A 25,075-nucleotide genomic window follows, 5' to 3' on the forward strand; every position below is an offset into this window, starting at 1 on the left:
TGACGATAGCTGTCACGTCAGTCTCAGTAGCGGAGGTGGATCCGATGGCCAACGACGTCGACGCGTTGCGTGCCGTCGAGCGGGCGGCATCTTGGGCGACAGACCTTGCCAGTCACGGCGTCATGGTCGTCGCGCTCGATCATCCCTATGACGCCGCCGCTACCGTCCTCGCCGACGGGACAGTCGCGCGCAGCGAAGTCGTCGCTACCGGCGATGACGACCAGGACAACCGCAACGCCGTCGCATGGACCGAGATTCGCGCACACGACCTGACCGCGGTGATCGACGCCCTCACCGTCGCCCAGCCCGATATGCCCCTGCTGACGGGCGTCGATCTTTCTCACATCACTGTCGCCGGCCACTCGCTCGGTGGCGCCGCGGCGCTCCTGCACTCCCGCACGGATCAACGTGTCGACGGCGTCGTCGATATTGACGGGCTTCCCCGGTCCGACGTCTCCCCTCGCACGATCCCGACGATGCTCCTCGTCGCGGGCGACGCCGACCCGAATCCCACCTACCAGCACGTCACTGACACGTTCGTCGCCGCCGGCGCCACCCGAATCACGGTCCCTGGAGTCGCGCACCTGGGCTTCACCGACGCGTCCCTGATCGTTGCGCCCCTCCCCGGCGTCACCGGCAGTCGAGCAACGGCGGGCCCCCGTGCCGCCGCCACCGCGACACTCGACGCGGTACGCCAGTCGACTCCCCTCGACACCACACGGCTCGCGCCACTGGGCGACCTCGGCTGAGAAACGCTCAGTGCGGTGCCGACGCCATCGTCAACAGATGCTGATGACCACGGAGGAGGTGCTCGGTGTCGCGATGTGCTCCGGGCGCGGTTCGTAGGGAGGTCGTGTGAGGCCCTCGGTCACAATGAGACAGACGTTCCGAGCGCGGCGCGAAGGTGTTCTTTCGCGCGCTGGTAGCGCCCACGGGCGGTGGAGGCCGGGACACCCACAATCTGCGCTGCCTCGACGAGGGTCATACCGTCCCAATGGACCAGCCGCACCAGCTCGCGGAGGTCCGGTTCAAGACGGGCTATGGCGTCGCGTACTTCCATGTGTTCGTCAGCAGCAGGCTCAGCGCCGGATGTTGCGGCGCTCGTCCTGACACGCTGGGCCAGAGCCCATCGGCGACGCTCGCCCCGCTGATAGTTCAGGATGACCGCGCGAGCGACACCGAACAGCCACATGCGCGCTTGCTCGGGATCGGATGGCATATCTTGCTCTCTCCGCCAGGCGATCGCGAACGTTTCGCCCAGCAAGTCCGGGGCGTCGTCTTCGCCCACGCGTCGACGTAAGTAGGACAACAGATCCACTGAGTTCAGCTGTATGGCGTGCTCGATGCTCGAGCGACGCGGCCTGCGCACTTCCCTCACCCCGCGGCCGTTTCGCACTGGATGGAGTGCTTGGTGGTCCACTCGTCGGGGTCGAGGCCGTACGAGCGTGCCTCGGAGAGGAGAGCGTCACCCAGCGCATCATGAGCAGCCGCTGCATACACGTCGTCGTCGCTCGGTCCTTCTGGTGTCTCGGGCACATCGCTCAGTTGGCCGTCGCTGCCGACCGTGATCATCGTTCCGCCTCCCCGCCGACTGAGCACTTCCGCGATCGAACGGTCAACATCGGAGGCCGCGACGGCATCGAATGCTCGGAAATGATCCGACAAGGCTTGGTCGGGAGCGTCTTCGATGGGCCCAGATGCGGGGGCGTTCACCACACGAAGGATCTGCACGCGCGCCTCGCACTCCCGCCCGCTCGGCAGCGTGAAGGCGTACGCGACGTCAGGATCCTGTGCCCACGGGGCCCAGTTGAAAGTCGTTGCGGCTACGGCTGTTCCCGCTCCGCCGATGAGGAGGAGCGACAGGCCCGCGCCAACCAGTACGCGTGCGGGCCGTCGTCGGGGCGCATTCGTGCGTCGAGCTTCGCGAGACAGCAACGCGATATCGCGTTCGAGCATCGTGGAGCTCTTCACAGGTGCGGGTGCAGAACTGTTGAGAAGCGCGTCCAGCCGGTCGGTGTCCGTCATGAGTTCCTCCAAGTCGGTTCACTACTGACCTGTCCGGCAACGCGATAAACGTCCGTCAACACGACGAATCAGTGTGTAAACGGAGCGTGACCCGGCTTCCCGCACGGTTGTGGTGGGAGGCCGTCCGGCCATCATGACTCCTGAGCGCACGGCCACCGCCGTTCGGATGCGCGAGCAGAACGAGAGCATCGAGCACATCGCTCGAGTGCTCGGTGGCAAGGGCGCATCCCGCTACCCCGCGTCCCCCCACTTTCGGCGGCGGTATTCGCGAGAGAGGGGGATGACGCGAACGCAGGCGAGCACGACGAAGACGACCGCAGCAGCGAGAACGACCGCCCAGATAATCCAGTCGAGCTGACGGGTCGAGCCCACGGCGTTCCCGAGAAACGCGCCCTGCAGAGCGACACTCAGAACCATCACCAGGATGTACCCGCGAATGCGGGAGACCAGGGCCTTTTCGCTCATGTTGTTCGCTGTCATGGGTGTCCGGCGTGGCTGAGGGAAGAGTCCCGAAGGCTCAGCCCGTGAACACCGTGGACGAGCGCCGCTCGTACCACCGAGCCAGCTGCTCGCCGGCCTTCAGCACGTGCTCGCGCATCTCGCGCCGGGCCGCGTCGGCATCGCCGCGTTCGATCGCCTCGATGATGCGCACGTGCTCCTGGAAGTTCTCTTCGCGGTGGCGGTCGTCGCCCACCAGTAGCTGAGCCGACACGTTGCGCGGGAAGGTCTCGTTGATCTCCTCGATCGCGCGCGCCAGGCGGGCGTTGGCCGACACCTCCGCGATGGTGTTGTGGAACACGTCGTTCTCGCGCCGGCTGGCGAGCGCGGGGTCTGCCTCGCCGCGTTCGCGCGCGACCGAGCGGTCGTACATGTCCTGGTTCGCCTCGCGCAGCCGGGTCACGTCGCCCCGTGAGATGCGCTCGACGGCGCGCGCGGCGGCGAGCGCCTCGAGTTCGGCGCGCACCTCGTAGGCCTCGCGCACCTCCCACGGTGCCGGAACGCGCACGACGGCACCGCGATTGGGGAGCACCTCGATCAGTCCGCCGGTCTGCAGCTGGCGCAGCGCCTCGCGCACCGGGGTGCGGCTCACGCCGAAGTCGTTCGCGAGCTCGGCCTGGCGGAGCTGAGCGCCGATGGGGATATCGCCCGACATGATCCGATCCCGGATCTTCGCGGCGATCTCGTCGACGAGGGCGTGCCCTCCCGTCGCCGAGATATCGGTGTCCCCCCGTGCGGCCATGCTGCCCCTCTTCGTCGGTCGTGGTCGCGCTCCCGCGACTTGCGAACCTAGCAGAAGGGGACCCGGATGCCACGCAATCCACGCAAAGCTGGCTCCCAGGTCACGCATTCGGGATCCAATCCACATCTGTTAGGATCCAAACATGACCACGCGAGAGGATGCCGCCGAGCTCCGCGTCCGCGTGCGCTCGATGACGCTCGAGGCCGGTGACGTCCTCTCCGTCGAGCTCGAGGGCATCGACGGGCCGTTGCCCGAGTGGACGCCCGGCGCGCACATCGACCTCGCGGTTCCGGGCGCCCCCGTCCGGCAGTACTCGCTGTGTGGCGATCCTGGCTCGGCGCGCTACCGGATCGCGGTGCTGCGCGAAGAGCAGAGTCGGGGCGGCTCGCGCGCCGTGCACGAGCGCCTGCGTCCCGGCGACGTCGTGTCGCTGCGCGGACCCCGCACCCACTTCGGCCTCGAGCCCGCGGACGAGTACCTCTTCGTCGCGGGCGGGATCGGGATCACCCCGGTGCTGCCCATGGTGCGCGCGGCCGCCGCAGCCGGTGTGCCGTGGCGCGTGCTCTACCTCGGTGCCTCGCGCACCCGCATGGCGTTCCTCGACGAGCTCGTCGCGACCCCGGGCGGAACGGTCGACGTGGTCGCCCGCGACGAGGGCCTGCGCGCCGACCTCGCGGCCGAGCTGGCGGCCCACCCGAACGCCGCCGTGTACGCCTGCGGTCCTGCGCGCATGCTCGAAGAGATCACGGGCCTGGTGCCCGCGGCATCCGGTCGTCTGCACCTGGAGTACTTCACCGCCCCGGTCGTGGAGTACGCCCCCGGCGGCCCGTTCTCGGTGCGCCTCGCCCTCACCGGCGTCGAACTCACCGTCGAGCCCGAGCAGTCGGTGCTCGACGTCATGCGCAGCGCCGGCGTCGACGTTCTCTCCGACTGCGAAGAGGGCATCTGCGGCAGCTGCGAGACGGGCGTCCTCGAGGGCGAGGTCGAGCACCGGGACTTCGTGCTCACCACCCAGGAGCGCGCCGCGAACGACTGCATGATGGTCTGCGTTTCGCGGTCGGCGTGCCCCCTCCTCGTCCTCCAGGCCTGAGGGCCTGCCCCACACATCCGATACCGACCACGAAGGGCGACGGCGATGCTGAAGCAGGAAGACAACGACAAGATCACCCGGTCGGGGCCCGGAACCCCGCTCGGCAACCTCCTGCGTTCGTACTGGCAGCCCGCGGCCCTCGTGTCCGAGATGCCCGGCGAGCGGCCGGTGAAGGCCGTGCGCATCATGAGCGAAGACCTCGTGCTGTTCAAGAAGCGCGAGGGCTGGGGGCTCATCAGCCGGTACTGCGCGCACCGCGGCGTCGACCTGTCGTACGGGCGCCTCGAGGAAGACGGCATCCGGTGCCTCTACCACGGGTGGCTCTACGACGGTGAGGGCAAGTGCGTAGAGCAGCCGGCCGAGCCCGAGCACAGCCAGTTCCTCGGCAAGATCCGCATCGCCAACTACCCGTGCGTCGAGAAGAACGGCATCATCTTCACCTACATGGGGGCGGGCGACCCGCCGCCCTTCCCGCACTACGACTGCTTCGTCGCACCCGACGAGTACACGTTCGCGTTCAAGGGCATGTGGGACTGCAACTGGCTGCAGGGCCTCGAGGGCGGCATCGACCCGAGCCACGTCTCGTTCCTGCACCGCTTCATGCAGGAGGACCCGCGCGAGATGTACGGGCAGCAGTTCGCCGAGGAGGTCGAGGGCACCGGCAAGAAGCTCTCGATGCTCGTGGGTGAGAGCTACCGCCCCGACATCGAGGTCGAGAGCGCCGAGCACGGCCTGCGCGTGTTCGCGCTGCGTCAGCTCACCGAAGACATCAAGCACGTCCGCGTGACGAACCTGCTGTTCCCCAACGCCTTCGTCGTGCCGTTCGGCAACACCAAGGTGTTCACGCAGTGGCACGTCCCGATCGACGACGAGCACCACTACTGGTACATGATCTGGTACGACTTCGCCGAGGTCACCGACAAGGAAACCCTCCTGCAGCAGCGGCTCGAGGGGGTCACGCTGCCGGACTACCGGCCGGTCCGCAATCGCGACAACGACTGGGGCTTCGACCCCCAGGAGCAGAAAGAGCTCACGTACACGGGGATGGGGCTCGACATCAACGTCCACGACCAGTGGGCCGTGGAGAGCATGGGCCCGATCCAGGACCGGACCGTCGAGCGACTCGGGGTCTCCGACCGCGCGGTGACCGCGAACCGGCGCCTGCTGCTTCGCGCCATCGACTCCTTCGCCGCGGGCGGGCAGACGCCCTCGCACCCCGTGAGCGAAGAGGATGCCGCCCGGCTCACCGGCCCGCTCGCGATGGACACGATCGCGGCGAACGACGCCTGGCAGGAGCGCTGGGTCCAGCGCGAGCAGGAGCGCCGCGAGGCGTCGCCGTGGGCCTCCCCGCAGGCCGCCGCCGAGGAGACCGTCGATGCGTGAGCGCAACGTCGACGAGCGCCCCGTCTCGGAGAGCGGCGGCGGAATCTCCGCGCGGCCCATGCTCGCGGCCGACCGCGAGGGCTTCGTGCACCGGCACGGCCTGTGGAGCGAGGCGCAGTACGCCGCGGCGGGACAGATGCGCCGGGTCATCGACGAGCTCGGCATTGACATGGTGCGTTTCTCGTTCGTCGACCAGCACGGCATCCTCCGCGGCAAGACCATCGCCCGGGGCGGGCTCACCGCCGCGATGCGGTCGGGGGTCACCGCGCCGAGTTCGCTGCTGCTGAAGGACACCTCGGGCCAGTCGGTCTTCTCCGTGTTCAGCGCCGAAACGGGGGTCGGTGTCGCCGGCTTCAGCGGTGCCGGCGATATCGTGCTCGTGCCCGACCCGACCACCTTCCGGGTGCTGCCGTGGGCGCCGGGAACCGCCTGGATCCTGTGTGACCTGCACTTCCCCGACGGCACCCCCGTGCCCTTCTGCACCCGCACGATCCTGCGCAACGAACTCACGACGCTCGCCGCGCGCGGCTACGACATGACGGTGGGCGCCGAGCTGGAGTTTCACGTCTTCCGGGCCGAAGAGGCGGGGCTAGCCGCCGAGCACCTCGGTGCCCCGGGCCGGCCGGGCGTCGCGTCGACCGCCGCCCCGACCACGCGCGGCTCGCAGCTGCTCCTCGAGGAGGGGCTCGACCGCATGCAGCCGCTGGTGGACGCGCTCTACCGCGGGCTCACGCTGCTCGATCTGCCGCTGCGCTCGATCGAGCTGGAGTTCGGACCCAGCCAGTTCGAGATCACGATGGAGGCCGGCTCCGCCGCCGAGATCGCGGATGCCATCGTGCTGTGCCGCACCGCGGTACGCCGCATCGCCGCGGGCCTGGGCTATCACGCGACCTTCATGGCGCGCCCGCAGGGGGCCGAGGGCGCCTCGACCGGCTGGCACCTCCACCAGTCGCTCACCGAACGGGCGACCGGACGCGGCGCGTTCGTGCCGGACGCTCCGGGCACGACGCTGTCGCTGCTGGGCTCGGCGTATCTGGGGGGTGTGCTCGCGCACGCTGCGGCGGCCGCGGCCTTCACCACGCCCACGGTGAACGGCTACAAGCGGTACCAGCCGAACTCGCTCGCACCCGACCGCATCGCGTGGGGGATCGACAACAAGGGCGCGATGGTCCGCGCCGTCGGCGGGGTGGGCGACCCGGCCACGCGCCTGGAGAACCGGTCGGGCGAGCCCGCGGCCAACCCCTACCTCTACATCGCCTCGCAGCTCATCAGCGGCGTCGACGGGATCGAGCGCGGCCTCATCCCGCCCGCGCCGACCACCGACCCCTACCGCGTGGAGGCGCCGGCGCTGCCGGCATCCCTCGGTGAGGCCGTCGATGCGCTCGAGGCCGACGCGCTCTTCCGTGCCGCCCTCGGCGACGTCGTCGTCGATTGGTACGCGACCATCAAGAGGGCGGAGTTCGCCCGCTACCTTCGCCACGTCTCCGACTGGGAGCAGCGCGAGTACTTCGAGATCTTCTGAGGACCGTCATGAGCATTCGCCCCACCGTTGCCGCCCTGCCCGACTACGAGCCGTTCCTCCTGGGCGGGGAATGGATGCCGCGGGGAGACCGCGCGGCACGACCGGTCATCGATCCGGCCACCGGTGAGGTGCTCACCACCGTGGCCGAGGCCACGGCCGACGACGTCGACGTGGCCGTCGACACCGCCGCGCGCGCGCACGCCGACCGCCGCTGGCGGGGTCTCGCGCCGCTCGAGCGCGCCCGCATCCTGAACCGGGTCGCTGACCTCATCGAGGAGCAGCTCGAGGAACTGGCGATCCTGGAGACGCGCGACAACGGCAAGCCCATCGAGCGTTCCCGCGCCGACACCGCGATGGCCGCGCGGACGTTCCGTCACTACGCTGGGGCTCCCTCGCGCCTCGGCGGCACCGTCGTCCCCGTCGACGGCGGGGGTCACCACGTCTACACCGTGCAGGAGCCGGTCGGCCCGGTCGCGATCATCCTGCCGTGGAACTTCCCGATCATGACCGCCGCGTTCAAGCTCGCCCCCGCGCTCGCGGCCGGGTGCCCCGTGGTCGCCAAGCCCGCCGAGGACACCCCGCTCACGCTGCTGCGGCTCGGCGGCATCCTTCTCGAGGCCGGCGTTCCGGCGGGGGTGGTGAGCATCCTCACCGGCGACGGCTCGGTCGGAGCGGCCCTGACCGCGCACCCGGGCATCGCCAAGATCACCTTCACCGGTTCGACCGAGGTCGGACGCCTGGTCGCGCACGCCGCCGCCGACGACTTCACGCGCGTCACGCTGGAACTCGGCGGTAAGAGCCCGAACATCGTGTTCGAAGACGCCGACCTGGATGCCGCGGTCCTCACCGCGATGCGCGCCTCGTTCGGCCACTCCGGGCAGATGTGCACCGCGGGGAGCCGCCTGCTCGTGCAGCGCTCGATCCTGGCGGAGATGACCGAGCGGATGACCGCGGCCGTGGCCCGCGTCCCCGTCGGCGACGGTCTCGACGGCGGCATCACCGTCGGACCCCTGGTGTCGGAGGAGCAGCGCGAGCGTGTACTCGGCTACATCCGCACCGGCGTCGACGAGGGCGCCACGCTCCTCGCCGGCGGGGGTGTGCGCGAGCCCGGGTTCTACGTCGAGCCGACGCTGTTCACCGACGTCACCAACGACATGCGCATCGCCCGGGAGGAGATCTTCGGCCCGGTGGTCGGCATCATCCCCTTCGACGACGAGGCCGACGCCATCCGTATCGCCAACGACAGCGCCTACGGCCTGGCCGCGGGCGTCTGGACCCGCGATCTCGGCCGCGCGCACCGGATGGCGGCGGCCCTGGACACCGGGACCGTGTGGATCAACACCTACAACCTGTTCGACCCCGCGCTCTCGTTCGGTGGAACGGGCGACTCCGGCCTCGGCCGTGACCTCGGCGAGGAGGGCCTGCGCGGCTTCCTCGAGAGCAAGAGCGTCGTGATCGCGATTCCCGAGGCGTGAGCGTGGATGCCGTCCTGTACCGCGCGGACCGCGTGGTGACGATGACCCCCGACTCCCCCGACGCCGACGCGTTCGTGGTGGCCGGGGGACGCGTCCGCGACGTCGGGCGGGTCGGCGACGTGCGAGAGCGCTGGGCGGGGCGGGTGCGCGAGGAGGAGCTGCACGGTGTCGTCACGCCGGGGCTCATCGACGCCCATATGCACATGCAGCGCGCGGGCCTGAAGGCCCTGGACTACCTGCACCCGGATGACGACGTCGACCGGTACATCGTGGCCATGCGCGACAGCTTCGACGACGACGGACCCGAGCACCCGCCGTTCGACGACCGGATCCGGGCCCTGGAGCGCGTGCAGCCGCTTCTGCACGCGCTCGGCATCACCACCGTCGTCGACCCCGCGGTCACCCCCGACGAGATGCGCGGGTACCAGGTGGCGCGGCAGCGCGGACTCCTCACGATGCGCACCGTCGCGATGCCCTACCTCGAGCTCACGACCGGCGACGCCGACGAGATCGACGCCCTGATCGCGCGGCTCGCCGGCATCGGCGCGGCGACGGGGTTCGGCGACGACGTCCTGTCGCTCGGGGGCATCAAGGTCTACCTGGACGGCGAGGCGCTGAAGGGCCAGGCCTGGCTGGACCGCCCCTGGGATGCGTCCGGATACACCGGGCTCCGTCGCATCCCCGAAGACCAGTACCGCCGCCTCGTCGCCTGGTGCGGCACCCACGGCTGGGGAGTCGGCACGCACGCGGTCGGGTCTGCGGCGGTGGCGTTGGCGGTGGATGCCGCGAGTGCGGCGGGCGACGCGGTTCCGGATCTCCGGTTCCAGGTCATCCACGGCTACCTCGAGACGCCCGCGGAGGCGATGACGCAGGCCGCGCGCGCCGGGGTAATCGCCTCGGTGCAGCCGTCGATCATCTGGCACAACGGGGCGGGCCTGCGGGCGGCCCTGGGGGAGCGGGCGGAGCGGGCCAACCCCCTCCGCAGCTGGCTGGACAGCGGGGCCACCGTGGCGTTCGGCTCCGACGGCCCCTTCTTCGCGTTCGACCCCCGGCACCTCATGTGGCAAGCCGTCACCCGGCACATCGCGGGCGATGATCGTCCGCTCGACCCGGCCGAGGCCCTCACCCTCGACGAGGCCTTCGCCGCGTACACGACCGGTGCGGCCCGGGCGGCCTTCGCCGAGGGCGACCGTGGCGTGATCGCGCCGGGCTCGTGCGCCGACTGGGTGCTGTGGCCTACCGATCCCACCGCCGTCCCCCTCGATGACCTGCGCACCCTCCCGGTGCTCCGCACCGACGTCGCCGGCCGCACCGTCTACCGAAAGGAACCCCCCGCATGACCGAGACGCCTCTCTACCGCTGGAGTGCCACCGCCCTCGCGGAGGGAATCGCCGGTGGTGAGATCTCGGCGGTCGAGGTCATGCGCGCGCACCTCGACCGCATCGCCGAGGTGGAACCCGACGTGGCCGCCTTCGTGTCGCTCGTCTCTGAGCGAGAGGCGATGGACATGGCGCTCGAGGCCGACCGGGCCGTCGCGCGCGGCGATCGTGTCGGGCCCCTGCACGGACTGCCGACCGGGGTGAAAGACCTCATCGACGTCGAGGGGCTTCCCACCTCGCACGGCTCGGCGGCCTATCTCGACGCGGGCCCCGCGACGCACGACAGCCTGCTCGCGGCCAATCTGCGCCGCGCGGGTGCGCTGATCATCGGGAAGACCAACACCCCGGAGACGGGCCTCGGGACCCTGACCTTCAACCCCGTGCGCGGGGTGTGCCGGAACCCGTGGGACCTGAGCCGTCACGCCGGCGGGTCGAGCGGCGGCGCGGGTGCCGCGCTCGCCGCGGGCATGCTGCCGATCGCCGACGGGTCCGACAGCGGCGGGAGCATTCGCTACCCCGCCTCCCTCTGCAACATCGTGGGCCTTCGCCCGACCCCCGGCACCGTGCCGAGCGCGCGGACCGGGAACGGGTGGGACCCGCACGGCGTGCTCGGCCCGATGGCTCGCGACTCGCAGGATGCCGCGCGCCTGCTGAGCGGAATCACGGGGCGCGACGGCCTGGCGCCGCTGTCGTGGGTCGAGGACGCGGACGCCTTCCTGACCCTTCCCGTACGCGAGCCCGGCTCGATCCGGCTCGGGTGGAGTGAGGACGTGGGTGGTCTGCCGATCGCCCCCGAGGTGCGCGCGGTCCTGCGTTCGGCGCGGCAGGTGCTCGAGGCGGCCGGGGTGGAGATCGTCGATGTCGAGCCCGACCTCGCCGGCGCCGACGAGTGCTGGCAGGCCATCGAGATGTTCAACTTCGGAGCCGACGGCAAGGCGCGCTTCGACGACGGCCGGACGGGTTTCCGCGACGATTACCTGCGCAACGTGGCGGAGGGCCGGGCCCTCACCGCCGACGCGTACGCGGCGGCTCTGGCGCACCGCACCGTGCTGTTCCGGCGCACGGCGGCGGCGCTGCAGGGACTCGACGGCATCATCTACCCGGCGACCCCGGTCGCCGCGCCGCCGGCCGAGGTCGAATGGGTGGCCGAGATCGACGGGACGACGTTCGAGCGGTATTTCCTCTGGCAGCGGGCGGCGTGCCGTCTCACCGTGACGGGTCACCCGGTGCTCGCGACCCCCGCGGGCTTCACCGAGGCCGGCCTGCCCGTGGGAATGCAGATCGTCGGTGCCTCCCGAGGAGACCTGGCGCTGCTCGCGGTCGGCTCGGCCCTCGAGGACGTCCTCGGTCACGTGGGCGCGGCCCCCGCCGCTCTTCCGCGCTGACGGTTTCTGGGCGTTCTCTCGGGGGGCGACGCCGCCGCGATCGATGATCGAAACAGCCCGGCAATACGCGCGCGCGACGATGACGGGGTGCCACCGCTCCACCGCCCTCCATCCACGGAAGTCGGGTCGCGGTGCGGGTGGCGGGGGTCAGCCCCGATCGAGCAGGGTGGCAGGCTCCGTCACCAGCATCCGGTCGATGCGTGCCGACGGCAGTTCCGCGCGCTCCAGGACGGGGACGATGCGGCGCACGACGTGGCCGTAGCCCATGCCGCCGTGGCGGGCCAGCTGTCCCTTGGTCCACACCGACGTCGACATCGTGATGCGGGCCTCGGGGCGGGTGTTGCACAGGTCGAGCAGGAAGGCGATGCGCTCGCCGTCGGTGGCATCCCGCGCGCCGTCCGCGAAGTAGTTCTCGCTCCCGAACGCGAACTCCACGACGGCGCCGGTGTCGACGATGTCGTGGACGTAGGCGGCATCCATCACCTTGTCGATGTTGCAGAACAGGATGCGACGGGGGTCCAGGCCCTCGTCGGCCAACAGCGCGGCGACCTCCGGCCCGCGTCGGGCGGCGGCATCCAGGCGGATCGAGACGGCGCACTGCGCCGCGCTCGCGGCCGAGGCGGCCGCGCGGAGGGCGCGTTCCTCGGGGAGCGTGATCTCGGCGCTGGTGCCCAGGAGTCCGAGCAGTCCCGCGCGCACGCCGGTGCCGGGGATCGCCTCCGACAGCGCCTGCGCGAACGCCGCGCGCATGGCGTCGTCGCTCTGTTCTTTCCACCACTCGGGGAGCGTTTTGTCGATGTAGCTGCCGTACGCGGCGACGATGTGGACGCCGGCGCGGCGGGAGACCTCCGGCAGGCGCGACGGGTCGGGGCCCATGCCCACCGACGTCGCCTCGACGACGGCCCGCAGCCCGTCGCCGTGGGCGAGGGTGAGTTCCTCGACGGCGACGTCGACGGAATCGAGGTGGAGGTTGTCGGGGAGGGCCAGCCAGTTCCACCGCAGATCACCGAGCGTCTCCGCCCGGACCTCGCCGTCCCACCACCGACCCTCGCGGGTGGGCCGACGCAGATGCCGGGAGTCGGCGAGCACGTGCTCGTTGGTGGAGGCCTGCCCCAGCTGCGACGTCTCGATCGGGCCGAGAACGGTCTGGATCATGACGAGGGCCCCCGGGGTTTCATTTTGGATCCGATCTAGTGTCAAATGGATCCTATCAACAGTCCCCGACCCGGAGGAGGGCGATCGATGCAGATCATCGACGCGTACAACACCACGCAGAACGTCCGCGGGCGTTCGGACTACCTCTCCGGGGCGCGCCCCGGTGAAGAGCCTCCCGCGCACGTTCCCTTCGACCCGCAGCGCATCATCGACCGCATGGATGCCGCCGGCGTCGACATGGCGATGGTGTGCTCGCTGGCTCAGCGCATCGAGAACGACTTCATCATCGGGTTGCAGAACGCGCATCCCGACCGGTTCATCGGGTTCGGGCAGGTCATGCCCCAGGCCGACGACGCGATCGAGGAGATCACGCGCCTCGCCGAGGCCGGCATCCGTGGTCTGAAGCTGCACCCGAGCATGCACGGCTATCACGTGGCCGACCACGGGCTTCTCGATCCGGTCTTCCGCGAGTGCGCGCGGCACGGGATGACCGTCATCATCAACGCGCTCGACGACGCGTTCTGCGCGCCGTTCGCGATCGAGGAGATCGTCAAGGATCACCCGGACGTGCCGACGATCATCGCCCACATGGGGGCCGTCTGGAACGTCCCCGAGGCGATCATCGTCGCCGAGCGCCGGGAGAACGTCTACCTCGAGACCTCGGCGACGCTCATGGCCGACGTCAAGCGCGCCTACGCCCGCCTCGGCGCCTCCAAGATCCTCATGGGCACGGAGTGGCCGGGCTCCGACTTCGATCTCGAACGCTTGAAGATCGCCAAGGTCGTGACCGACCACGCCGACCGCGCCCTCGTCGAGGGGGGCAACTTCGCCCGCCTCCTCGGACTGGATGCCGGATGACCGCCGCCTCCACCCGGCCGCTCCTCGACGGCATCCCCGACGGGATGGAGGAGTCGGATGCCGATCTCCTCGCGCGGGCTCTCGATCTGCTGCGCCGCCGGTACGTCGCGGGGCGCCACGAGGTCGCCACTGCCTTCCGCCTCGCGGACGGGTCGGTCGTGACGGGCCTGCACGTGGAGTCCAGTGCCGGGCGGGCGTCGATCTGCGCGGAGTCCGCCGCGGTGAGCGCCGCGGCCGTCTCCGGAGAGGCGGTGCGCTCCATCGTCTCGGTGCTGCGCCGCCCCGCGGGGACGGAGCACCTCATCGAGCCGTGCGGCGTGTGTGCCGAGTTGCTGACCGAGCACGCCCCGGGCGCGCGGGTGTGGGTGTCGTCGCACGGGCGGCACGTCGCGGTCGGGGTGGGGGAGTTGCTCCCGTTCGCGCACGTCCGTTCGGGCCGGTTCGGAGGCGCGGCGTGACCGCGGGGTGGGAGGGCGTCGAGCGTCCGGTGCTCGTGGTCGTCGACATCCAGGGCGGCGCTGGGACCGAGCCGACCGCGGGGATCCCCGTCATGGACGGGAGGGCGGAGCGCGTTCCGCGCGTGCGGGATCTCATCGCCTCGTGTCGCGAGAGCGGGGTGCCGGTGGTCTTCATTCAGGAGGTCCACAAGCCGACGCTGGTGGACATCGGCCGCGAGCTCGACGGCGCGGAGGGCGTCCACTGCATCGAGGGGGAACCCGGGACCGAGCTCGCGGTGTGGCTGCAGCCGCGGCCCGAGGAGTTCGTCATCCGCAAGCGCCGGTACTCAGCGTTCTTCGCCACGGAGCTCGAGCTGGTGCTGAAGTCCTACCGCGCCGACACGGTGTTGCTCGTGGGTGGGCTCACCGATGTCTGCATCCACTACACCGCCGTCGACGCGCACCAGCACGACTATCGCGTGCGGGTGCTGACGGACTGCGTCGCCGGGTCCAGTCATCGTGCTCACGACGCGGCCCTGGAGGCGATCGCCTACCTCCAGCGCGATGCCCTCGTCACCGCGGCCGAGGTCACCGACTGGGTGTCGGCCCGCTCGTAAGGACTTGTAACATCGCCGAAACAATATTGGATGCGTAATTAAACATTTTGGATCCAAACTGAATCTGCCCGCCACCGTGGCGACGCGCCCCCACGCTTTACCCGAACACCTGGGAGAACCCATCATGACGAGAACACGGACGCTCGCCGGCATCGCCCTGGCGGCCGCCGCGGCTCTGACCGTCACCGGTTGTGCCGCTTCCACCACCCCCGACGCGGGCGGTGGGGAGACGACCGACACCATCAACACCGAGCTGTGGTACGCCCCGGCGACGTTCGATCCCGCCAAGGCATCGGCGACCTCGGACCAGACCGTCGCGCGGCTGGGCTTCGACACGCTGCTGCGGCAGGGTGACACGGAACCGCTCGTCGGCGGGCTCGCCACGGAGTGGGAAGCCACCTCCGCGTCGGACTACGTCTTCACGATCCGTGACGGAGCGACCTGCGCGGACGGCACCGAGATCACCCCGAGCGTGGTGGCGTCGTCGTTCGAGTACCTCGTCGGGCTCGATGACAGCGGGGCGAAGACCTGGAAGGCGCAGGCCTTCGGTGCGGGTACCCCGACCTTCGTCGCGGATGACGCCGCGGGCACGGTGCAGATCTCGCTGAGCGCGCCGTACTCGCAGATGCTGAGCGGCCTCACCCGGCCCGGCACGGGCATCATCTGCCCCGCGGGTATCGCCGACCCCGAGGGCCTCGCGGCCGGAACGGTCGCGGGAGCCTTCTCGGGCCCGTACACGCTCGCGGAATCGGTGGCCGGCAAGAGCGCGCAGTACACCCTGCGCGAGGACTACGACGCGTGGCCGGCATGGACGACCGTCGAGGGTGAGCCCGCGAAGACGATCAACCTCACGGTGCAGGCCGACCTCAACACCAGCGCCAACCTCCTCGAGTCCGGCGGTGTGGACGTCGCCCGCTTCTACGACTCGAACTTCACCCGCTTCGAGGACAAGCCCGGCTACAGCGCGGTCACGTTCTCGAGCTCGGCCTACAACCTCGTGTTCAACCAGGACCCGAACTCCGGTTCGATCTTCGCGGGCGACAAGGCCCTGCGCACCGCGGTGACGCAGGCCATCGATCCCGAAGCCTTCAACCAGGCAGGCCTGGACGGGCTCGGCGAGCCGCAGTTCACGGTCAACAGCGCCAGCTACACCTGCGCTCTCAACGAGCCGTCGCTGCTGTCGTCGTACGACCCGGCCGCTGCCGCGCCGGTTCTCGCGGGCAAGACCATCCGCCTGCTGATCATGTCGAACTGGGACCCGGCCGCGGACTACCTCGCCGAGTCGCTGCGTGCGGCCGGTGCGACGGTCGAGGTCAGCGCTCCGGACCCCGCCGACTGGTCGAAGCAGATGCGCACGCAGCCCGAGACCTGGGACCTCGCGGTCGCGGCCGAGAACGCCGAGGCGGGGCTCATCCACCTCTCGATCGCCCGCTACCTCGGACCGACCTACGCCGAGGGCGGCACGAACGTCGCGTACACCGACAACCCCGAGGGCGTGGCCGCGTACGAGGCGGGCATGGCGGCGACCGATCAGGCCGCGCAGTGCGCCGGCTTCGAAGAGGCGCAGCGCACCATCCTCGAGCGGGTCGACATGATGCCCCTCATCACCGACACCCACCGCTATGTCGCCCGTGAGGGCTTCGCCACGCACGTGCTGTCGGGGTACTGGGACCCCACGGCCATGCGCATCACGGGCTGACCCCCACCGTCGCCCGGACCGGATCCATCGAGAAGAGGACGCGATGACACTACCGATCGCCGATACTCCTGCGACCTCCGGTCCGGGCGACGGCGCCACCGACGAGTCGCCCCGCGCGGCCGGACTCGGCGGCGCCTGGCGCGCCTTCCTGGTACGACGCTCCCTCGGGCTGGTGATCAACCTCGCCCTGCTGGTCGTAGTCACCTTCCTCATCGTCCAGCTGATCCCCGGTGACCCGGCCACCGCGATCGCCGGGGAGAACGCCTCGCTGGCGCAGGTCGAACTGGTGCGTCAGCAGCTCGGACTGAACGACCCCCTGCCGGTGCAGCTGTGGAACTACGTCGCCGCCGTGGCGCAGGGTGACTTCGGGGACTCGTTCAAGTACCGCATCCCGGCGATGGACGTCGTCATGGCGGCCGCGCCCCACACCCTCGCGCTGACGATCCCCGCGGTGTTCCTGCTGCTGGTCTTCGGGCTCGCGCTCGGGATGATCGTCGGGGTCCTCACCCGGAACGGTCGTCGCCGCGCGCTCGACCTCGGCTTCAACGGGGTGACCGCCCTCATCTCCTCCATCCCCACCTACGTCCAGGCGACGGCTTTCGTGGTCGTGTTCGCGGTCATCCTGCGGGTTCTGCCCCCGGCCTACTCGCCGGCCTACAGCCTCGGCACCGCCGCCATCCTCCCGATCGCCTCGCTGACGCTCGGCGGACTGTGCTCGGTCGCCCGCATCGTGCGCCGAGAGACGGCGGTCATCCTGGAGCAGGACTACATGCGCTCCGCCCGGGGCTGGCGTCTGCCCGCCCTGACGATCTACGCGCGGCACATGCTGCCCAATCTCCTCACGACGGCCCTGACCCTCTCGGGCATCATCCTCACCGCGCTGCTCGGGTCCGCCCTCATCACCGAGGCGGTGTTCGCCTGGCCGGGGCTCGGGAGCGTCATCGTGCAGGCGATCGCGGTCGACAAGGACTATCCCGTGATCCGCGCCGCCGTCTTCGTCATCGGGGTGATCTCACTCCTGACGACCCTGGTCATCGACATCGTCCTGGGTGTGATCGACCCGCGAACCCTGGGAGAGCAGCGTGGCTGACACCCTTCCCCCCGCCCTTCTGGCCGACATCCCGTCGCGGCCGCGCGCGTTCCGGTGGAACCTCCCGCTGGTGGTCGGAGTCGTCCTCCTCGCCGTGGTCGCGGTGGTCGCGGTGATCGCTCCGCCGCTGTTCGGCACGGCGGCGACGCAGCTGGGCGGTTCGCCGAACCTCCCCTCCACCCCGGAGCACCCCCTCGGGACCGACACCCTCGGCCGCGACATGCTCGCGCGCACCCTCGTCGCGACCCAGTCGACGGTGTTCATGGCCGTCTCCGCGACGGCGCTGTCGGCGATCGTCGGCATCGCGCTCGGCGTGGCGACGTGGCTCGCCCCGCGCCGCCTGCGGGAGCTGAGCCTGCGGGGGATCGAGTTCGCGATCAGCTACCCGACGATGCTCGTCGCGATCATCATCGCCGCCGTCCTCGGGCAGGGCGTCGTGCAGTTGGTGATCGCCATCGCGATCGCCAACATGGCGGGGTTCGCGCGCCTGACGGCAAACCTCGCCGCGAAGATCGCTTCGAGCGAATACGTCCAGACCGCGCGTCTGCTCGGCGTGCCCGCGCACCGGCTCGCGGTCCGCCACATCCTCCCGAACATGGCCGAGCCGACCCTGATCCTCATCGCCGGGGCGTTCTCGGGGGCCCTGGTGGAGATCTCGGGTCTGTCGTTCATCGGCCTGGGGCCGCAGTCGCCGGCCTTCGACTGGGGAAGCCTCCTCAGCGAGGGCCTCAGCAAGATCGTGGTCAACCCGGTCGTGATCGTTGGCCCTGCCGTCGCGCTGACGATCACCTCTCTCGCCGCGCTCCTCGTCGGCGACGGACTCGCCGCCGCCGCCAACCCGCGGTCGAACACCGATCGCGCGCGTCTCATCAAGTCCACCGCCGGCGGGTCGTCCGCCGTCGGCGACCCGGGCGACCTGGTCGTCGTGGACGGGCTCGAGGTGCAGCACGCCGGGAGCGGCCGGGCGCTCGTCTCGGACGTGTCGTTCACGATTCGCCGCGGCGAGATCCTCGGCATCGTCGGCGAGAGCGGCTCGGGGAAGTCGGTCACCGCGTCGGTCGTCGGGCGGCTCCTCGGCGAGGGGCTCCACGCCCAGGCGCGAACGCTCACGCTCGACGGCACCGATCTGACGGGTCGAGTGTCCGACCGGTTCCTGGCCGAGCGCATCGGATTCGTCTACCAGGACCCCGGGACCGCGCTCAATCCGGCGCTCATCCTCGGCATCCAATTGACCGACGTGCTGCGCGTGCGACTGCGGCACACGCGCCGCGCGGCCATGTACATGCTCGTGCAGCGGTTCCGGTCGGTCATGCTCACCGACCCGGAGGGGCGACTCCGGCAGTACCCCCATCAGCTCTCCGGCGGCATGAAGCAGCGCGCGATGATCGCCTCGGCGATGAGCACCGAGCCGGCGCTGCTCATCGCGGACGAGCCGACCACGGCGCTGGATGTCACCGTGCAGCGCGAGGTCCTCACCCTGATCAAGAAGATGAATGCCGAGTCCCGCACGTCGATGCTCTTCATCTCGCACGACCTGAGCGTGGTGCGGGCCCTGTGCGACCGCGTGCTCGTCATGAAGGACGGTCGCATCGTGGAGCGGATCGACGATGTGCGCGGCATGACGGAAGACTCGGTCACGCACCCGTACACGAAGAGACTGCTGGCCGCCTCTCCCGTGGTGGAGCTCGGCGTCCGAGCCGGCGGTCAGGAGGACGGGCGATGAGCGCATCGATGGTCGTCGTGGAAGACCTGCGGGTCCAGTACGGCGCGGTCACGGTCTTGGACGGGGTGTCGCTCGAAGTGCCCCGCGGACGCACGGTGGGAGTGGTGGGCGAGTCCGGGTCGGGCAAGTCCACCCTGGCGAAGGTTCTCGTCGGGGTCGCGACCCCCAGCCGCGGACGCGTCGACGTCGACGGCACCGATCTCTCGCGCGTGCACGGCCGGCGGGCGACGTACGCCCACCGGCGGCGCGTGCAGATGATTCCGCAGGACCCGTACTCGTCGCTGTCGCCGCGACGCACGATCGGGCAGACCCTGGCCGAGGCGCTCGATCCGCGGCGTGGTCGCGTCGCCCGCTTCGAGGAGCGGATCGCCCACGAGCTCGTGCGCGTCGGGCTCTCCGGCGACATGATGCACCGCTATCCCCACGAGTTCTCCGGGGGCCAGCGTCAGCGCGTCGCCATCGCCCGCAGCCTCATCATCGATCCCGCCTTCGTGATCGCGGATGAGATCACCTCCGCGCTGGACGTGTCCGTCCAGGCGCAGATCCTCGATCTGCTCGCCGAGATCAAGGCCGAGCAGGATCTGTCGATGATGTTCATCTCGCACAACCTCGCCGTCGTCCAGAGGGTCAGCGACGTCGTCGCCGTCATGCACCGCGGGCGCATCGTCGAGAGCGGTCCCGCGGAGCAGGTGTACGCCGACCCCCAGCACTGGTACACCCGTCGCCTGCTGGAGGCCGACCCGGGGTCACCGGGGTTCCGGCTCGACGTATGAGCGCGCGCCTCCCGCACGTCCCCGAGGCCGAGGGCGAGGTCCGTCTCACCGGTGCCACGCTCATCGACGGCACCGGCGGCGACCCGGTCGGCGCCGCCGAGATCGGCATCCGCGGGGGCCGGATCTCGTACGTCGGTCGGCGCCGCGCGGGCGAGGTGCCCGGTCGCGAGATCGACCTGCGCGGGCGGTGGGTCCTGCCCGGTTTCGTCGACGCCCACGTGCACCTCGTGATGAGCACGAGCGTGGATGCCGAGACGCAGCGGCTGTGGTTCCCCGAGGAAGCCGTCGTCGCGGCGATCCGCAACCTGCGGTCGACGCTCGAGGCCGGGGTCACCACGGCCCGCGACCTGAGCGGACTCACGCCCGGGTACCGCTCGGCGATCGCCTCGGGGGCTCTCGTCGGTCCGCGCCTGCACCTCGCGATCTCGATGCTCTCGCCGACCGGCGGCCACGCCGATCCGGTGCACGCGAACGGGTCGCTTCCCGCGTGGGCCGAGCGCGGGCTGGCGTCGGGGTGCGCGGTCGTCGACACCCTCGACGAGGTCGTGCGCACGGTCCGCGCTCTCGTGCGCACGGGCGCCGACGTGATCAAGGTCTGCACCTCCGGCGGCGTGCACTCGCCGCACGATTCACCGAGTGACACGGGACTCCCGCGCGCGCACGTCGCCGCGATCGTGGCCGAGATGGCCGGTCGCGCGGGTCAACCCGTGACCGCGCACGCCCAGACCGATGCGGCCGTGCGCGCGGCGGTCGAGGGCGGTGCCGCCAGCATCGAGCACGGGTACGACCTGAGCGACGAGACGATCGCGCTCATGCGCGATCGCGGCGTCGTGCTGGTGCCGACGCTCAGCACGCTCCTGCGCGTCCCGCCCGGGCCGGTGGATCCGGTGCGCCAGGCCCGCCAGGAGCGCGGGCTCGCGTCGATCTCGGCGGCGGTGGCGGCCGGGGTGCCGGTCGCCCTGGGAACGGATGCCGGAATCCACGAGCAGGGCCGCAATCTCACCGAGCTCGCCCACCTGGTGCGTGTCGGTCTGTCCCCCGTCGCCGCCGTGCACGCCGGCACGCTCGCCGGCGCACGCCTGCTCCGGCTCGACCGCGACCTGGGCTCCGTGGAGTCGGGGAAGCTCGCCGATCTCGTGATCGCCGACGTCGATCCGCTCCGCGACATCGCGGCGCTGGCGGATCCGCAGCGCGTGCGCGCGGTCGTTCAGGCCGGACGCTTCGTCAAGGACCTCGACGCCCTCGCGGACTGAGGGCGTCGAGATCCCCTCACTCCGCGAGGGACGATCGCGCCGCCTCGATGAGGGCGACCACGGCCTCGGGGGCGGCGTAGGGCACCGCGTGGCTCGTGGCGACGGTCTGGATGTGCGCTCCCGCGCGCGCGGCCATGTGCTTCTGGCCCTCGAGGTGGATGTGCTTGTCGTCCTCCGCGATCAGGTACCAGGACGGGCGGGTGCGCCAGGCGGCGGGGCCGCTGCGCTCGGTGAAGATGGCGTCGGCCGAGGTGCGCCGATCGTGGACGCGCCGGTCCCACACGTCCAGGGGAACGTCCCACGCCAGCGCCTGCCGTGCGGCGGGCGAATCGTCCGGGATCCAGCTGCCGTCCGCGCCGCGCGTGAACCACTTGCCGACCTCGGCCTCGGGGTACTGCCCGACCAGTTCCTGGACGTTCTCGCCCTCGTCGGGAACCCACGCCGCGATGTAGACGAGGCCGCGCACGCGCGGGTGCGTGCCCGCGCCGGTGATGATCGAGCCCCCGTACGAGTGGCCGACGAGCAGCACCGGCCCGTCGATGTCGTCGATGATCCGCGTGATGGTCGCGACGTCGTCGTGGAGGGACTGCGAGGGGGTGTCCGACACGGTGACCGGGATGCCGGCTGCCTCGAGCAGCGGGACGACGGAGGACCAGGACTGGGCGCTGCCGCCCGAGCCGTGAACGAGAACGACGTGCATGAGGACTCCGAATGCTCAGGGGAGGGGGTGGGCTTCGAAGCTCAGCCAGAGCTCGAAGCTGTTGCGGCGCGTGAGGCTCGTGGCGCCGATGCTCGCTCGTCCCACGGCGCCGATCTCGGGGCCGAAGACGTCGAGGTAGAGCTGGGTGGCGCCGTTGGAGACCTCGTTGAGGCGGTCGAAGTCCGGCCCGCACAGCACGAAGCACAGGGCGCGCGAGAGCCCGGCAACCGCGTCGAGCGATCCCACGGCAAGCCGGATCAGGCCGAGGCTGTTGATCGCGGTCTGGCGGGCGGCATCCTGAGCTTCGGCGAGCGACACCTCGGTGCCGACGACGCCCGGATGTACCTGCGCGCCGTCGCGGGTCTCGGGGGTGATCCCGCTGAGCTCGACGAGGTCGCCGGTGCGGTGGAACGCCTTGAGCCCCGCTCCGTAACGCCCGCCGTACGGGGGGTTCGTGTAGTCGGGGATCCGCAGGCCCAGGGCGGCCGCGCGCTGCTCCGCCGACATCGAGGAGGAGGCTGTCATGCGCCCGGGAGCGTCAGGAGCACCGTCGGCGCCGGCGCCGCCTCGCGCCCCTCGAAGGGGATGGGCTGGCACACGAGGTAGTAGTCGCCGGGCTCGGCCTCCGCGAGGTTCGCGTTCTCGAGGATCACGACACCGGCGTTGCACAGGATGACGTGGGTCGGCCACTCGACCGTGTGATCGGGCGCCTCCATGGTCATGTAGTCGTTCGCCGCGAACACCACGCCGTTGTCGACGAGCCACTGCGCGCCCGACGGGCCGAGGCCGACCCACGTCTCGCTCTTCTCGGTGCGGGTCAGGGCATCGGTGGAGTTGCGGGTCTTGAACAGCACGCGCTTCGCGCCCTCTGCCCCGGCGGCGACGAGGTCGTCGGCGGTGATCTCTTTCTCGACGTGACGGAGATCGAGCACGCGCGCTTCCCCGATGGTGTGGTCGATCGGGAGCGAGTCGACGGTCGTCCCTCCCTTCACGAAGTGGCTGGGCGCATCGACGTGGGTGCCGGTGTGGGCGCCGATGAGCCACCGCGAGACCTCGCTGGGGCTGGTGTCGGAGATCTCCTCCACCATCTCGTACGTCGGGCGGCGACCCCAGTGCAGCATCTCGGGGTGGACGGGGATGCTCAGGTCGATGATGCGTGGCATGGGTCGCGGTCTTTCAGAGGGGAGGGGCGAGGAGCGGGACAGGTGGGGTGGGCGCGAGATCGCTCAGGCGGCGGGCTTGTAGACGACGTAGAGCTTGCGGACGGGGTCGATGACGTTCCACACGCCCGTCCATCCGATCGGGAAGTACGCGGCGCTGCCGGCGGTGAGCTCGACCGGCTCCTCGCCGTCGCGCTGGACGGTCATGCGTCCGGCGAGGATGTGGACGATCTCGCCGCGGGTGAGGAATTCCCACCGCGACGTGCCCGGGTCGCTCTCCCAGATTCCGGAGATGATCGTGCGGTCGTCGTTCACGAACTGGACCTTGCCCCGGACGATGATCTCGCCGGCCAGCGGCTCGGCGTTCGGCGGGGCGAGGGGCTTGGCCTCGAGCTCAGAGGAATCCACCTCGGCGGGGCGCATCACGAAAGTCACAATTGGATCCTAAAGCCGCTGGAATGGATCCGCAACGGAGTCCTCGCGGAGAAGCGCGACGCGGGGCCGAGGGTACCGACGCCGGGCGGCGTCCGTCTCCCTCGGCCCCGCGAGGTCGGCTTACGCCGGAACCTCCACGCCCTCGCGCTCCGAGGTCTCGCGCTCGGCCGCGAGGTCGGCCAGCACGGCGGCTTCGCGATCGAGCTCCCGCGTGCGGCGGGGGAGCACGAAGGCCAGGGCGACGTACGTACCGAATCCGATGACCGCCGACACGAGCGTCGCCCAGCCGTCGAACTCCGGTCCGACGAGGTCGTTCGGGACGTAGAAGATGTCGTTGGGCACGCCGTAGAGCGTCGGGGTCAGGGCCAGCAGCGTCATGCGCACGACGAAGCCGACGGTCATCGCGCCGAGGGCGGCGACGGCGCCCGGACGCTTCCAGAACACCCCGATGACGAACGGTGCCGCGAGGCACGCGAGCATGAGGTCGAAGGCGAGCGTGAGCAGGATGCCGGTCTGGCTCACGCGGATGGCGAGGAAGGCGCCGGCGATCACGAACGGGATCATGGCCAGACGCGTCCAGCGCAGCAGCGGGTCGGGGCCGCTGCCGGTGTGGCGGCGGACCGTGAAGACGTTGCGGACGGCGATCGCCGAGGTGGCCAGCATCGCCCCGGAGGCCGTCGAGAACGACGCCGCGACGATGCCCGAGAGCACCAGGATCGCGATGATCGGCGGCGCGTAGTCGCCGAGCAGCTGGTACAGCACCGGCCCGTTCTCGACCGAGAGCCCGAGCGTCGACGAGACGCTCAGGGCGACGATCGCGAAGACCGAACCGATCGCGGCGGTGAGCCCCGCGGCGATGAAGCACGAGCGCTGCGCGACGGACGGGCTCTTCGCCCCGAAGATGCGCTGCATGAAGTCGATCGCGACGATGTCGCCGATGGCCAGCGAGATGAGCGTCGCCCAGTTGATGGGGGCTCCGGCGGCGGGGTCGCTGAGCTGCTCGAGGTCGAACGGCCCCATGCCCTCGGGGATCACGATGCCGTACGAGAACGCGACCCACGCGAGCAGGACGATCGCCGCCACGACGGTGATCGCCGTCTGGATCGCCGCGGTGTAGGCATCCGAGAACAGGCCGCCCGCGACGGTGTATGCGAGCACGAGGACCACGGCGAGCACCACGCCCCACGCGTAGGGGATGTTCGCGAAGCGCTCGAGCAGGAAACCGCACGCGACGAGGTTGCCGGCGAGCAGGAACGTGAACGACACGATCATGAGCACGGATGCCAGCAGCTCCACCGGCCGCCCGTACCGGAGGCGGAAGAAGTCACCCAGCGTGAAGAGCTTCATGGCGTTCATGCGCTTGGCGAGGAACAGGCCGGTCAGCAGCAGGCACAGGGCGAGGCCGATGGCGAGCGAGGCGCCCGACCAGAAGCCGAACTGCGACGTGAGGTCGGTGTTGCCGACCGTGGCATTGGCGTCGACAGCGGCGGCGGTGAGGCTGACGGCGACGAGCGGCACGCCGAGGCGACGCCCGGCGACGAGGTAATTCGCGCTGTCGCCGTCGACCTTTCGCGCGACGACGATGCCGACGACGAGGATGAGGACGACGCTCAGCGCGACTCCGAAGATGATCATGGCGGGCTCCCGGCGATGAGGGACGGTTCGGGTTTCTGTTG

25 protein-coding genes are annotated in these 25,075 nt (G+C 70.5%); 15 read left to right on the top strand and 10 right to left on the bottom strand.

Features of this window, described 5'->3' with window-relative positions:
- Positions 1-44: 44 nt before the first annotated feature.
- Complete coding sequence (locus tag ACU6WY_RS01820; RefSeq protein ID WP_483820778.1) at positions 45-749, top strand: alpha/beta hydrolase; 705 nt, start codon at positions 45-47, stop codon at positions 747-749.
- A 119-nt stretch (positions 750-868) separates the two neighbouring features.
- Here ACU6WY_RS01820 and ACU6WY_RS01825 read toward each other — a convergent pair whose 3' ends face one another.
- The 4 genes from ACU6WY_RS01825 to ACU6WY_RS01840 form a co-directional block, all read right to left on the bottom strand.
- Entirely contained in the window at positions 869-1,288 is a 420-nt protein-coding gene (locus tag ACU6WY_RS01825) for an RNA polymerase sigma factor (RefSeq protein ID WP_483820779.1), read from the bottom strand.
- A gap of 86 nt (positions 1,289-1,374) precedes the next feature.
- A complete protein-coding gene (locus ACU6WY_RS01830) occupies positions 1,375-2,025 on the bottom strand; it encodes a hypothetical protein (RefSeq protein WP_483820780.1) in 651 nt (216 codons plus the stop codon).
- A gap of 231 nt (positions 2,026-2,256) precedes the next feature.
- On the bottom strand, positions 2,257-2,490 hold the full coding sequence (locus ACU6WY_RS01835) for a hypothetical protein (RefSeq protein ID WP_483820781.1): 234 nt from the start codon (positions 2,488-2,490) through the stop codon (positions 2,257-2,259).
- A gap of 52 nt (positions 2,491-2,542) precedes the next feature.
- Positions 2,543-3,265: a GntR family transcriptional regulator gene (locus ACU6WY_RS01840; protein ID WP_483820782.1), complete on the bottom strand. Its 723-nt coding sequence runs from the start codon at positions 3,263-3,265 to the stop codon at positions 2,543-2,545.
- 142 nt (positions 3,266-3,407) lie between these two features.
- On the opposite strand from ACU6WY_RS01840, the gene ACU6WY_RS01845 reads away from it, so the two are divergent.
- The 6 genes from ACU6WY_RS01845 to ACU6WY_RS01870 are packed head-to-tail and all read left to right on the top strand — an operon-like array spanning position 3,408 to position 11,499.
- A complete protein-coding gene (locus ACU6WY_RS01845) occupies positions 3,408-4,355 on the top strand; it encodes a PDR/VanB family oxidoreductase (protein WP_483820783.1) in 948 nt (315 codons plus the stop codon).
- Positions 4,356-4,400: 45 nt separating this feature from the next.
- Entirely contained in the window at positions 4,401-5,738 is a 1,338-nt protein-coding gene (locus tag ACU6WY_RS01850) for a Rieske 2Fe-2S domain-containing protein (RefSeq protein WP_483820784.1), read from the top strand.
- Positions 5,731-7,260, top strand: a complete 1,530-nt coding sequence (locus tag ACU6WY_RS01855) for a glutamine synthetase family protein (protein WP_483820785.1) — start codon at positions 5,731-5,733, stop codon at positions 7,258-7,260. The genes ACU6WY_RS01850 and ACU6WY_RS01855 overlap by 8 nt, the downstream gene beginning before the upstream one ends.
- Before the next feature lie 8 nt (positions 7,261-7,268).
- A complete protein-coding gene (locus ACU6WY_RS01860; RefSeq protein WP_483820786.1) occupies positions 7,269-8,735 on the top strand; it encodes an aldehyde dehydrogenase family protein in 1,467 nt (488 codons plus the stop codon).
- Between the two features lie 2 nt (positions 8,736-8,737).
- Positions 8,738-10,075, top strand: a complete 1,338-nt coding sequence (locus tag ACU6WY_RS01865) for an amidohydrolase (RefSeq protein WP_483820787.1) — start codon at positions 8,738-8,740, stop codon at positions 10,073-10,075.
- A complete protein-coding gene (locus ACU6WY_RS01870) occupies positions 10,072-11,499 on the top strand; it encodes an amidase (RefSeq protein WP_483820788.1) in 1,428 nt (475 codons plus the stop codon). Before ACU6WY_RS01865 ends, ACU6WY_RS01870 begins: the two co-directional genes overlap by 4 nt.
- Positions 11,500-11,646: 147 nt before the next feature.
- Here the strand turns inward: ACU6WY_RS01870 and ACU6WY_RS01875 are convergent, their stop codons facing one another.
- On the bottom strand, positions 11,647-12,654 hold the full coding sequence (locus ACU6WY_RS01875; protein WP_483820789.1) for a phosphotriesterase family protein: 1,008 nt from the start codon (positions 12,652-12,654) through the stop codon (positions 11,647-11,649).
- 87 nt (positions 12,655-12,741) lie between these two features.
- On the opposite strand from ACU6WY_RS01875, the gene ACU6WY_RS01880 reads away from it, so the two are divergent.
- The 8 genes from ACU6WY_RS01880 to ACU6WY_RS01915 all read left to right on the top strand — a co-directional run bounded on the left by ACU6WY_RS01880 (position 12,742) and on the right by ACU6WY_RS01915 (position 21,104).
- Positions 12,742-13,512 carry an amidohydrolase family protein gene (locus tag ACU6WY_RS01880; RefSeq protein WP_483820790.1) on the top strand — a complete coding sequence of 257 codons (771 nt, stop codon included), beginning with the start codon at positions 12,742-12,744 and terminating at the stop codon, positions 13,510-13,512.
- Positions 13,509-13,970: a cytidine/deoxycytidylate deaminase family protein gene (locus ACU6WY_RS01885; protein ID WP_483820791.1), complete on the top strand. Its 462-nt coding sequence runs from the start codon at positions 13,509-13,511 to the stop codon at positions 13,968-13,970. The genes ACU6WY_RS01880 and ACU6WY_RS01885 overlap by 4 nt, the downstream gene beginning before the upstream one ends.
- On the top strand, positions 13,967-14,566 hold the full coding sequence (locus ACU6WY_RS01890) for a cysteine hydrolase family protein (RefSeq protein WP_483820792.1): 600 nt from the start codon (positions 13,967-13,969) through the stop codon (positions 14,564-14,566). The genes ACU6WY_RS01885 and ACU6WY_RS01890 overlap by 4 nt, the downstream gene beginning before the upstream one ends.
- Positions 14,567-14,690: 124 nt before the next feature.
- Positions 14,691-16,265 (top strand): ABC transporter substrate-binding protein, encoded by a 1,575-nt coding sequence (locus tag ACU6WY_RS01895; RefSeq protein ID WP_483820793.1) that lies wholly within the window; start codon positions 14,691-14,693, stop codon positions 16,263-16,265.
- A gap of 43 nt (positions 16,266-16,308) precedes the next feature.
- Complete coding sequence (locus ACU6WY_RS01900) at positions 16,309-17,355, top strand: ABC transporter permease (RefSeq protein WP_483820794.1); 1,047 nt, start codon at positions 16,309-16,311, stop codon at positions 17,353-17,355.
- A complete protein-coding gene (locus tag ACU6WY_RS01905; RefSeq protein WP_483820795.1) occupies positions 17,348-19,078 on the top strand; it encodes a dipeptide/oligopeptide/nickel ABC transporter permease/ATP-binding protein in 1,731 nt (576 codons plus the stop codon). Before ACU6WY_RS01900 ends, ACU6WY_RS01905 begins: the two co-directional genes overlap by 8 nt.
- Positions 19,075-19,851, top strand: a complete 777-nt coding sequence (locus ACU6WY_RS01910) for an ABC transporter ATP-binding protein (protein ID WP_483820796.1) — start codon at positions 19,075-19,077, stop codon at positions 19,849-19,851. The genes ACU6WY_RS01905 and ACU6WY_RS01910 overlap by 4 nt, the downstream gene beginning before the upstream one ends.
- Positions 19,848-21,104 carry a metal-dependent hydrolase family protein gene (locus ACU6WY_RS01915; protein ID WP_483820797.1) on the top strand — a complete coding sequence of 419 codons (1,257 nt, stop codon included), beginning with the start codon at positions 19,848-19,850 and terminating at the stop codon, positions 21,102-21,104. The genes ACU6WY_RS01910 and ACU6WY_RS01915 overlap by 4 nt, the downstream gene beginning before the upstream one ends.
- Positions 21,105-21,120: 16 nt before the next feature.
- Here the strand turns inward: ACU6WY_RS01915 and ACU6WY_RS01920 are convergent, their stop codons facing one another.
- The 5 genes from ACU6WY_RS01920 to ACU6WY_RS01940 form a co-directional block, all read right to left on the bottom strand.
- A complete protein-coding gene (locus ACU6WY_RS01920; RefSeq protein ID WP_483820798.1) occupies positions 21,121-21,804 on the bottom strand; it encodes an alpha/beta fold hydrolase in 684 nt (227 codons plus the stop codon).
- A gap of 15 nt (positions 21,805-21,819) precedes the next feature.
- Positions 21,820-22,329, bottom strand: a complete 510-nt coding sequence (locus ACU6WY_RS01925; RefSeq protein ID WP_483820799.1) for a RidA family protein — start codon at positions 22,327-22,329, stop codon at positions 21,820-21,822.
- Positions 22,326-22,967 carry a cyclase family protein gene (locus ACU6WY_RS01930; protein ID WP_483820800.1) on the bottom strand — a complete coding sequence of 214 codons (642 nt, stop codon included), beginning with the start codon at positions 22,965-22,967 and terminating at the stop codon, positions 22,326-22,328. The genes ACU6WY_RS01925 and ACU6WY_RS01930 overlap by 4 nt, the downstream gene beginning before the upstream one ends.
- 63 nt (positions 22,968-23,030) lie before the next feature.
- Complete coding sequence (locus tag ACU6WY_RS01935; protein WP_483820801.1) at positions 23,031-23,399, bottom strand: cupin domain-containing protein; 369 nt, start codon at positions 23,397-23,399, stop codon at positions 23,031-23,033.
- 120 nt (positions 23,400-23,519) lie between these two features.
- Complete coding sequence (locus ACU6WY_RS01940) at positions 23,520-25,034, bottom strand: sodium:solute symporter family transporter (RefSeq protein ID WP_483820802.1); 1,515 nt, start codon at positions 25,032-25,034, stop codon at positions 23,520-23,522.
- Positions 25,035-25,075: the final 41 nt, after the last annotated feature.

It is taken from the genome of Microbacterium sp. ZW3a, assembly GCF_057167165.1.